Origin of the sequence: Dactylosporangium maewongense, assembly GCF_039531485.1 — a bacterium.
Taxonomy (GTDB): domain Bacteria; phylum Actinomycetota; class Actinomycetes; order Mycobacteriales; family Micromonosporaceae; genus Dactylosporangium; species Dactylosporangium maewongense.
Map to the genome: position 1 here is coordinate 817996 of NZ_BAAAQD010000001.1, position 10439 is coordinate 828434.

The following is a 10439-nucleotide window of genomic DNA, read 5'->3' on the forward strand; positions in this document are numbered from 1 at the left end:
TCCCGCCGCTGCTTCGCTGGCTGCTGTTCCGCCTGTTGTGCCGCCTGTTGTTCCGGCTGCCTCGCCGGCCGTGCGTCCGGCTGCTTTGCCGGCGGCGCGTGGCCGTGGGGGGCCGGCCGTCGTCGTGGAGCGGGCCGCGGCGCTGCACGACCGGGGGCAGCGGGTCACCGCCGACATGCGTCCCGTCCAGGGTTCCAAGCTGCTCCGGGAGGGCCTGCGCCTGCTCGACCGGCTCCCCGCGGCTGACCAGGCCGGCGCCGCGACCGTCCGGGCGCGGCTGCTCGCGACGCTCGGCTACGCGGAGGTCGACCAGGGTCGCGTCGACGCCGGCCTGCGCCTGCTCGACGAGGCGGAGGCGCTGCTGCCACCGGACGGCCGCGGCGCCGTGTACGGCCAGCGCGGCGTCGTCCTCAGCCGCCTCGGCCGCGACGAGGAGGCGCTGCGGCAGTTCGACGCGGCCGTCGCCGCCCTGCGGTCCGGCGGCGAACCGGAGGCGCTCGCCCGCGCCCTGTACAACCGCGGCAACGTCCACATGGGACTGGCCCGGATGCGGGCGGCCCGCAACGACTTCCAGCGCGCCGTCCGAGTCGCCGAGCGGGCCGGCTTCGACCGCATCATCCCGATGGCCAGGCACAGCCTCGGCTACCTCGACCACCTCAACGGCAACATCCCCGCCGCGCTCGCCGTCTACCGGGAGGTGGCTCCGCGGTACCAGCTGAGCAAACCCGGCATGCTGCCGATCCTCGCACTGGACAGGGCGCGGGCGCTCACGGCCGCCGGGCTCTTCCGCGACGCCGAGCAGGAGCTGGTCTGGGCCGTCGCGCAGTTCCGGCGTCGGCGGACCGGCCAGGACTACGCGGAGGCGCAGCTCGCCCGTGCCGAGGCCGCCCTCCTGCGCGGCGACCCGACGGCCGCCCGCGACCTGGCGACCGTTGCGAGGGCCGCGTTTCTGCGTCGCGACAACCACCGCTGGGCCGCGCTGTCGCTGCTGCTGGTCCTGCGCGCCGAGCAGGCCGCGGGCCGCCCCGCCCTCACCGACCGCGCGACGGCCCTCGCGTCCACATTGGACGACCTGGGCCTGCGGGAGGACGCGACCGTCGCCCGCCTCGTCGCGGCCAGGTCATCAGGGACCCTCCCACCGCGGCCGCCACGATCCAGCCGCCTCGACACGCGGCTGCTGTGGCACCTCACCCGCAGCGAACTGCTCGACGCGACCGCCGCCGCCCGGCACCGGGAAGCCGGACTGCGGGAGCTGCAGCGGCACCGCGCCCGGTTCGGCTGCCTCGACCTGCAGACGGGCGCCTCCGCACACGGCCGCGACCTGGCCGCCGCGGGTCTGGCGGCGGCGGTCCGCGACGGCACGCCACGCGACATCTACCGCTGGTCCGAGCTCGCCCGCGCCCAGGCGATGCTCCTGCCGCCGGTCCGCCCGCCCACCGACCCGGCCGCGGCCGCCGCCCTAGAGGAGCTGCGCCAGGTCCGCGCCGTCCTCCGCCAGGCGGAGCTGGACGGCAGCGTCCGCCCCGCCACCCGGGACCGTCCCGGCCGCACACTGTCCGACCTGCGGCACCGGGAGACGGCCCTGCTGCGCACGATCCGCGAGCAGTCCTGGACCGTCTCCGGCCCCGGCACGGCGACCCGGCCCGCGTCGTTCACCGCCGTCCGTGCCGCCCTGGGCACCACCGCGATGGTCACGTACCTCCGCGACGGCCCGCGCCTGCTAGCACTGACCATTGTGGACGGCCACGCGACCGTCGTCCCGCTCGGCTCCTACGCCGCGGCCGCTGAATCACTGCTGCGCCTGCGCGCCGATCTCGACGCCGCCGCGGGCCGGTCCCTGCCCCCGAGGATGGCCGCCGCCCTGGCGACCGCCACCGCCGGCGACGCCACCACCCTGGCCGGCATCCTGCTCACCCCCGTCCTCGACCGCATCGCCGACCGCGCCCTCGTGGTCGTGCCGACCGGCGCCCTGGTGACCGTCCCGTGGGGGATGCTGCCCGGCTGCACCGGCCGTCCCGTCACCGTCACGCTGTCCGCGACGACGTGGCTCGCCGCCCGCTCCCGCCTGCCCCTCCCGGCTACTTCGGGCCTTGGCACCGACCGCGCCGCAGCAGCGCGTCATGCGATCGCCGCTCTGCACCACGCCGCGACGATGCCGGCCGGCTCGCCCACTGCCCATGCCACTGCGGCGCTGTCCGACTCGTCCGCTGCCCATGTGGCGGCGGCGCTGTCCGACTCGTCCGCTGCCCATGTGGCGGCGGCGCTGTCCGACTCGTCCGCTGCCCACGCGGTGGGGGTGCCGACCGACTCGGCCGCTGCATCTGCCGCGGCGGTGCTGGCTGTCTCGGCCGTCACCTCGGCCGCGATGCCTGGCAACGACCGCATCTCGGCGGAGAGCCATGCGATCGCCGCTCTGGACCGGACCGCGACGGCGCTGACCGGCTCGGCGCTGTCTGCGGGGCCTGGCAACGACCCCGCTTCGGGAGCGCCGCATGCGACCGCCGCCCTGGACCCGGCCGCGGCGGTGCTGACCGGTTCGGCTGCTGCCTCACCCGCGGCGGTGCTGACCGGCTCCGCTGCTGCCTCACCCGCGGCGGTGCTGACCGGCTCGGCTGCTGCCTCACCCGCGGCGGCGCTGACCGGCTCCGCCGCTGCTTCAGCCGCGGCGGCAGCGACCGGTTCGGCCGCTGCCCATGCCACGGCGGCGCTGATCGGCGTGGCCGTCACCTCCGCCACGGTGCTGCTCGCGGGCCCCGGAAACGACCGCGCCGAGGCTGAGATCCACGCGATCGCCGCCCTGGACCGCGCCGCGACCGCCCTCACCGGCGCGGCCGCCACCCCCGCCGCCGCACTGTCCGCCATGGACGGCGCCGGCATCGCCCATATCGCCGCGCACGGCCACCACGAGCCCGACAACCCGCTCTTCTCCGCCCTCGACCTGGCCGGCGGCCCGCTCATGGGTTACGACCTCCAACGTCTGACCAAACCCCCGACGATGGTCGTCCTGTCCGCCTGCGACCTCGGCCAGTCCGAGGTCCGCCCAGGCGACGAGACCCTCGGCATGGCCGCCGCCCTCCTCGCCACCGGCACCGCCACGGTCATCGCCAGCACCAGCCGCGTCGGCGACGACACCGCCATGGCCACGATGACGGCGTTCCACCGCCACATCCACGCCGGCGCCGACGCCGCGACCGCCCTCGCCGCCGCCACCAGGGACCACCCCGGCCCGTTCGTCTGCCTCGGCGCCGCCTGACCCGCACCCCGACCCACCGTTTCCCCGGGACCAGCGGATCAGGTCCCCACCGCGAGCGACCGGTCGGCGGATCCGCTCCCCGCCGCGTGCGGCTGGTCGGCGGATCAGGTCCAGCACCTCGGCGGCGTCGACGCAGCACCGCGGCCAGCTGTTGCCCGTCCAGCAGAAGAAGCCGGCACGCGAGACCATTGCAGCTCGTGCCATCAACGCCACCCAGACCGACACGCTCAGCCAGATCCCATGTCCATCAACGCCAGTCTCGGCGGCGGGTCGCATCATGTGCCGAACGGCATGATCTCGGCGTCATGGACGAGCAGCGCCACCTGCACGCGGTTGTTCAGCTCCAGCTTCGACAGCAGCCGCGACACGTGCCCCTTCGCGGTCGGCACGCTCATACCGAGCTCGGCGCCGATCTCCGCGTTGGTCAGCCCCCGCCCGAGCGCGGCCGCGACCTCCCGCTCCCGCTCGGTCAGCCCCGCGAGCCGCGCCCGTGCCCTGTCCCGCCGCGGCCCGGCATGCGGGTCCGCGACATGGTCGATGAGCCGCCGGATGACCGTGGGGGAGAGGATCGCGCCGCCGCCGGCAACGGTCCGCACCGCCTCGATGATCTCCCTCGGCGGCGTGTCCTTCAGCAGAAACCCACTCGCCCCGCCCCGCAGCGCCTCGAGCACATATTCATCCGCGTCGAACGTCGTCAACACCACCACCTGCGGCGCCCCCACCCGCCCCCGAATCCGCTGCGTCGCAACCAGCCCGTCAACGCGCGGCATGCGGATGTCCATGAGCATCACGTCAGGCCAGTGCGCCCCGGCAACGTTGACGGCCTCCGCCCCATCTCCCGCCTCCGCCACCACCTCGATGTCGGGGGACCCACCCATCAGGATGCGCAACCCCGCCCGCACGAGCGGATCATCATCCACGATCGCCAACCGAATCGGCCGCTCGCCCCGCCCCGCCTCGCCCGGCTGCCCACCCCTCGGCTGCTCGGCCCCGCTTGGTTGCTCGCTCCCGCTCGGCTGCTCGGTCCCGCTCGGCTGCTCGGCCCTGCCTGGTTGCTCGGGCACGCTTGGCTGCCCGGGTCCGTCTGGCTGTCCGGTGCCGCTCGGCCGGCCGACCCCGATTGGCTGCCCGGCTCCGCTCGGCCGAGGTGGGCTCACGGCGGCCATGGGAGCCAGGCCTGGAGGCGGAACGTGTCGCGGTCGGTGCCGTGCTCGACCCGGCCGCCCGCGAGAGCGACGCGCTCGCGCAGGCCGACGAGGCCCAGGCCCGAGCCCGGAATCGGCGAACGGTGCGCCTGGGCCAGGTCGTTGGTGACCGTGACCCGCAGCTCCGCGCCGGCGGTGCCGTCGAGGCGCACCTGGACGTCGCTGCCGGGGGCGTGCTTGCGGGCATTCGTCAGGCCCTCCTGCACGAACCTGTACACGGTCCGCCCGAGCATCACGGCCGGGCCGTCTGCCGGTACCGTCGAGATGAAGCCGACCGTCATGCCCGAGGCGCGGGCCGTGTCGACGAGGTCGGGCAGGTCGCCGAGGTCGGGCTGCGGCGGCTCGGGCCGGTCCCGCAGGATCCCGAACACCGTGCGCAGCTCCTGCAGCGCCTCGTGCGCGCTGCCCCGGATCGCGCCGGCGGCGAGCGCCGTCTCCTCCGGCCGCGCGTCGGTGCGCACCTCGAGCGCCCCCGCGTGCAGGCTGATCAGCGACAGCCGGTGGGCGAGGACGTCGTGCATCTCCCGGGCGATCCGCGTGCGCTCGGTCAGCCGCGCCTGCTCGACCCGCAGGTGCTGCTCGGCCTCGAGACGTGCCGCATGGTCCCGCAGTGACTGGGTCAGCCGCCGGTACGCCCGCACGAACAGCCCCCACCCGACGGCCGCGGCCGTGACCACGGACCGCATCAGCAGGTCGACCCACAGGGGGAACGGCGGGTCGTGCTGCAGCAGGAAGTACACGGCGGCGGTGGCCACGTTGGCCGCGCCGAGCCACAGCACGACCGCTGCCCGATGCCGGACCGCGACCGTGAACAGGGCCACGGTGATCGCCCCGGTCGCCATGACCGACATCGCCCCGAACGGCAGCAGCGCCAGCGCCACCGCGCGCGGATGTCGCCGCCGCACGACCAGCGTGAGGACGCACAGCACGCCGATGCCCACGTCCACCTGCCAGGGGATGGCCGCACCGGGCTTCGTCGCGTCGCCGAGCGGCACCATCAGCGCCCCATACACCGTGGCCAGCCCGATCGCGATCGCGTCGGCCAGCCGATCACGCCGGCGCGTCGACATGTCGTCCCCGGGGCCGGGGACGAGCAATGCGAACAGCAGCGCCGACATGCACGCAGCCTACGAGCGACACCCGCCGCTGCGGCACCTACCAAAGTTGGGTATCGGTCCCCATAATCTGGCCGATGCGCCTCCGAGCTGCCCGCGTCAGAGTTGGCCTCAGATCGAAACGGAGGCGACCCGATGTGGCAGCACACACTCACCGCGATCCGGCGATGCATAGGAACAAGGCGCCGACGCTGGCTGGTCGCGGCCACCCTGCTGGTGGGCGCGGCGGTGGCGCTCGGTGCGCCCGACCGCACCCTCGCCGGGCTCAGCGACCCGGCGCAGAGTCTGATGTCGGTCACCGTGCCGCTGCTCGGCATCCTGCTCGTCCATGACCTGCACCGCTCGGACAACCGCGCCCGCCTGACTCCGACGCTGCTGGCCGCAGTCCTGGTGGCGGCCGGCGTCGGCGCGCTCGGCATGCTGTTCTGCGCGACGGGCCTGGCGTTCAAGGCGTCGGCAGGCGCATGGGACCACGCGGCGACCATCGCGGCCGGCGGCGTGCTGGTGCAGGTGCTCGCCCAGCTGGTCGGCACCGGCATGGGGCTGCTGCTGCGCTCGCCCTGGGCCGCGTTCCCCGCCACGTTCCTGCCGTTCGCGGTGTGGCTCGCGCTGGCTCCCGTCGCCGAGTGGCGTTGGCTCACACCGTACGAGACGGCGCGGCACCTCTCATCCGGCCAGATGAGCACGCAGGCCTGGCTGCAGTGGCTGACCGTCCTGCTGATCTGGGGTGTGGCGCTCAACGCCTTCGGCGCGATGAGGCATGCCGGTCGCCGCCGCCCAGGAGGAGCCAGCGACGGTTTGAGCGCGCCCGGCGCGGCCTGAGAGTCGTGAAGTCGGGGCGTGCCGGCCCGCCGAGCGACGGTTAGCGCCTGTACCAGAAGCGGGGGCGAGGCGAGATCCAAGGGCCGTTTGGGGTGCACCCCGGGTTGTCCGGGAGAAGGGGTTGCATCCGAGTGACGGCGGCGTGCGGCCCGCGCCTGGTCCGGTGCGGTGCGCGGGGTCGGCCTTGGCGAGGCGTCTGGGTCCGCCGCAGCCCGGCATGGGTGGGCGGGTCCGGTGCGGTGCGCGTTGGGTCGGCGTAGGTGGGGTGTTTGGGTTCTGGTCGGGCGAGGGGTGGTTCACGCTGTTGCGGTCTGGAGTGGGTCGGTCGGGTCCGTGCAGGGAGTGTGCTGGGGCGGTGTGGGACGGGGTGTTGGGCTCTGGTCGGGCGTGAGGTAGTTCGGCTTTTGCGGTCGAGTGTCGTGGGCTGGTCTGGTGTGGGGCGTGCCGGGTGGTGGGGGTGGTTGGGCTCTGGTTGGGGTGGTTCAGGCTGTCGCGGTTCTGGTGTGGGTGGGGCCGGGTTCGGTGCGGGGTGTGCTGGGTTGACCACGGTGGTGAGCGCGGCTCGGTCGCCGGTGTGGGTGAGGTGTTGGGCTCCGGTTGGGCGCGAGGTAGTCGATGCCGGCGCGGCGCGGTGTGGAGCAGGGGTTAGGGGGTCACGTTCAGGTAGCGATGGGCCAGGCGGGTGCAGGCGGCGCGTAGTTCCGGGGGGTCGATGACCTGGAGGTCGGCGTCGAATCTGGCGATGGAGGCGGCGAGGGACATCCATGACCATGACTCGAGGGTCAGGCGGCACTGGTTGGGGGCGAGTTCTTCGACGATGCCGTCGCGGGTGTACTGGGCGACCGTGGCGGCCGGGAGGTCCAGGATCACCACGCCGCGGCAGGTGTTGCGGTGGAAGGTGCCCGTGACGTATGCGGCGACGTCGCCGCCGGGGAGGGGGCGGGGCGTGAACCGGGGGCCGTTCGGGGTGCGCAGGGTGATCCGGTCGGCGCGGAAGATGCGCCAGTCTTTCCTGTCGAGGTCCCAGCCGACCAGGTACCAGCGTCCGGCCCAGGTCACGACGTGGTGGGGCTCGACCCGGCGCGTGCCGCGGTCGGTGTAGTCGAAGCGCAGGACCTCCCGGGCGTGTGCGGCGGTGCTGAGTGCCATGAGTACATCGCCGCCGACCGTTGCCTCGACAGCAGCCGGCACGGGAGCAGCGGCGGTGACATGCAGGGTGTCGATCCGGTGGCGTAGTCGGGCGGGCATGACCTGCCTGACGGTGTGCAGCGCCCGCGCGGCGGCCTCGGCGGTGCCGTTGCCGGGGGTGGTCGCGGCCACCTGCAGCGCGATGCTCAGCGCGACGGCCTGCTCGTCGTCGAACAGCAGCGGCGGCAGCTCGGTGCCGGCGCCGAGCCGGTAGCCGCCGTCGGGGCCCTTGAGCGCCGCGATCGGGTAGCCGAGCTCCCGCAGGCGGTCCACGTCCCGGCGTACCGTCCGCAGGCTGACCTCGAGCCGCTCGGCGAGCAGCAGCCCCGGCCAGTCCCGCCGCGTCTGCAGCAGCGACAGCAGGGCGAGCAGGCGCGCGGAGGTCTTCGGCATGAGATCCATCTTGCCCGGCAAAGGTGCCACAACCTGGCACCTACCGCTGGCAGCCTCGGGTCGCACAGCCAGACAAACACGAGGAGATACGATGAGCATCACCACGACCACGCACCTGAACTTCCGCGGCGACGCCCGTCAGGCGCTGGAGTTCTACCAGTCCGCCTTCGGCGGTGAGATCGTCCTCGTCCCCCACGCCGACGACGTGGAGCACGTCATGTGGGGTCAGGTCCGGGCGGACAACGGCTTCCACGTCATGGCCTACGACGTGCCCGCCGCGCTGTCGTACGACGCCGGCGACAAGCCCGTCTTCGTCTCGGTCCGCGGCAGCGATGCCGGCGAGATCACCGCCTACTGGAAGGCGCTGTCCAGCGGCGCGACGATCGTCCAGGACCTCGCGCCGTCCGGTTGGTCGCCGCTGTACGGCATGCTCAAGGACCGCTTCGGCGTCACCTGGGTCCTCGACGTCGCCTGACCCACATCCACGCGGTCCGCCGGCACGGCCTACCCGTGCCGGCGGGCCACAGAGCAAACGGAGCCGCATGCGCCCGAACCTGTTCACCGTCGACCTGCCGGGGCCTGGCCGGGTCAGTACCATGGCGAAACCGCGCGGTGGGGACTGGCTCGCGGACGAGATGGCCGCCCTGCGCGGGGCCGGCGTCGGTGTGCTGGTGTGCGCGCTGACCGCCGAGGAGCTGGTCGAGGTCGACCTCGCCGACGAGCCCCGGGCGGCCGGCGACGCGGGCCTGGAGTTCGTGGCCGTCCCGATCCCGGACCGCGGCGTGCCGGCGCCCGGAGCGGTCCTGCCCGAGCTGCGACGCCTCGCCGGCCTGGTCCGCGCGGGCGGGCACGTGGTGACGCACTGCCGGTTCGGGATCGGGCGCTCGGCCATGCTCGTGGTCGGCATCCTGGCCCTCAACGGCGTCCCGCCCGCGCTCGCCTGGCAGCGCCTCGAGGACGCGCGCGGCGTGCCCGTCCCCGACACCCCTGACCAGCGGACCTGGCCGGACGCGCTGCTGGCGGCGGACGGGACACGGTGACGGCCGGGTGCTGCACCGCACCGGCAAGTCGCTGGTGACCGCCGGCAGCTACCGGGGGTACCGGTGGTCGTGAAGACGATCACGACGGCGGCGGCGTGAGCTGGCCGCCTGCCGGTGGTTCGGGGAGCCGGAGGTGCTGTGGGCCGACGACCGGGTGATGGTGCTCAGGGCGCTGCCCGGCGCCCACCTGCACGAGGAGCGCGACCGCGGCCTGACGGTGCCGTTCACCGTCAATCTGGGCCTGCTGCTGTCCCGCGAGATCCGCATGCACCGGGCGCTGGAGCCAGGGCCGGTGCGGCACCAGCGGCTCGCCACGCTCGACCGGCACGCCGCGGCCCGGCGCGAGCGGCTGCGGGCGGCCACCTGAAAAGACGACCACCTGAAAAGACGACCACCTGAAAGACGGCCACCTGAAATAACGGTCAAGTGCGGGCGCGGGCGCGTAGGTGGGACAGGATCTCGACGATGGCCGGCGGGACCCGGGGCTGGCGGCGGTGCAGGGCGGCCATGGTGACGACCGTGGTGTCGCCGCGCAGGGGCCTGGTGACGATGAGGCCGGCGCGTTCGAGCGGGTCGCCGTGCACGCTGTAGTCGGGCAGGACGGTGAGGCCGATGCCCTCGGCAACCATCATCTTGCCCATCTCCGCCCCGTCGGTGGAGTGCCAGCGGGCCGGCAGGTCGGCGCCGAAGAGGCGGTGGGCGAAGCGGTGCATGAGGTAGCCCGCGCGCATGGCGACGAAGCGCTCGGCGCGCAGGTCGTCGACGGTGACCTCGGCGCCCGCGGCGAGCGGGTGGCCGGCGGGCAGGACGGCGGCGGGGCGGCCGGTGAGCAGCGGGGTCGCCTCGAGGTCCGGTGGCACGTCGTCGCCGTCGAGGAGGTTGACGAGGCCCAGGTCGAGGGTGCCCTCGGCGAGTGACACGTGGATCTCGTCCTGCTGAAGGTTGCGGACCTCGACCACGGCGGCGCTGTCGGCGGCCTGGAAGGCGCGCACGGCGGGAAGGACGAGGGCTGCGGTGCCGGCGTTGACGGTGCCGATGCGCAGCAGCCGCCGGCTGGTCCGCTGGTTGCCGGCGGCGGCCTTGAGCCGGTCCACGGCCTCCAGGACGTCGACGATCGGCTGCAGCAGCTCCTGACCCGCGGCGCTGATCCGGGCGCCCGAGCGGCGCCGGTCCAGCAGCCGCACGCCCAGCTCCTGTTCGAGCTTGCGGATCGCCTCGCTCAGCGCGGGCTGCGACACGTGCAGCTCCTCGCCGGCACGGCGCAGGGAGCCGTGCCGGGTGACCGCGGCCAGGTATGTGAGCTGCTCGATCCGCATGCGCACTCCAAACGTGGATGGGGGGATCGGCAACGCCTTCCACCCGGGGTCTTGCGCGTCAATACCCTACTAAGTCTATAGTATTTACAGAGAAACAAGGAGAGACG

General features: G+C 74.0%; 9 protein-coding genes. 5 read left to right on the top strand and 4 right to left on the bottom strand.

Features of this window, described 5'->3' with window-relative positions; genetic code table 11:
- Window positions 1-70: 70 nt before the first annotated feature.
- Complete coding sequence (locus tag ABD332_RS03615; RefSeq protein ID WP_344499452.1) at window positions 71-3253, top strand: CHAT domain-containing protein; 3183 nt, start codon at window positions 71-73, stop codon at window positions 3251-3253.
- A gap of 275 nt (window positions 3254-3528) precedes the next feature.
- On the opposite strand, the gene ABD332_RS03620 is transcribed toward ABD332_RS03615, so the two are convergent.
- Window positions 3529-4317, bottom strand: coding sequence for a response regulator transcription factor (locus tag ABD332_RS03620; protein WP_425552113.1), 789 nt, complete (start codon window positions 4315-4317; stop codon window positions 3529-3531).
- Between the two features lie 89 nt (window positions 4318-4406).
- Window positions 4407-5576, bottom strand: a complete 1170-nt coding sequence (locus ABD332_RS03625) for a sensor histidine kinase (protein ID WP_344499454.1) — start codon at window positions 5574-5576, stop codon at window positions 4407-4409.
- 132 nt (window positions 5577-5708) lie between these two features.
- Between ABD332_RS03625 and ABD332_RS03630 the strand changes: the two genes are divergently transcribed.
- Entirely contained in the window at window positions 5709-6395 is a 687-nt protein-coding gene (locus ABD332_RS03630) for a hypothetical protein (protein WP_344499456.1), read from the top strand.
- Window positions 6396-7040: 645 nt separating this feature from the next.
- On the opposite strand, the gene ABD332_RS03635 is transcribed toward ABD332_RS03630, so the two are convergent.
- Entirely contained in the window at window positions 7041-7976 is a 936-nt protein-coding gene (locus ABD332_RS03635) for a helix-turn-helix transcriptional regulator (protein WP_344499458.1), read from the bottom strand.
- A 91-nt stretch (window positions 7977-8067) separates the two neighbouring features.
- On the opposite strand from ABD332_RS03635, the gene ABD332_RS03640 reads away from it, so the two are divergent.
- The 3 genes from ABD332_RS03640 (at window position 8068) to ABD332_RS03650 (ending at window position 9383) form a co-directional block, all read left to right on the top strand.
- Entirely contained in the window at window positions 8068-8451 is a 384-nt protein-coding gene (locus ABD332_RS03640; protein ID WP_344499460.1) for a VOC family protein, read from the top strand.
- Window positions 8452-8518: 67 nt separating this feature from the next.
- A complete protein-coding gene (locus tag ABD332_RS03645; protein ID WP_344499462.1) occupies window positions 8519-9016 on the top strand; it encodes a protein-tyrosine phosphatase family protein in 498 nt (165 codons plus the stop codon).
- A gap of 133 nt (window positions 9017-9149) precedes the next feature.
- Entirely contained in the window at window positions 9150-9383 is a 234-nt protein-coding gene (locus ABD332_RS03650) for a hypothetical protein (RefSeq protein ID WP_344499464.1), read from the top strand.
- Window positions 9384-9438: 55 nt separating this feature from the next.
- Here ABD332_RS03650 and ABD332_RS03655 read toward each other — a convergent pair whose 3' ends face one another.
- A complete protein-coding gene (locus ABD332_RS03655; RefSeq protein ID WP_344499466.1) occupies window positions 9439-10332 on the bottom strand; it encodes a LysR family transcriptional regulator in 894 nt (297 codons plus the stop codon).
- Window positions 10333-10439 lie beyond the last annotated feature (107 nt).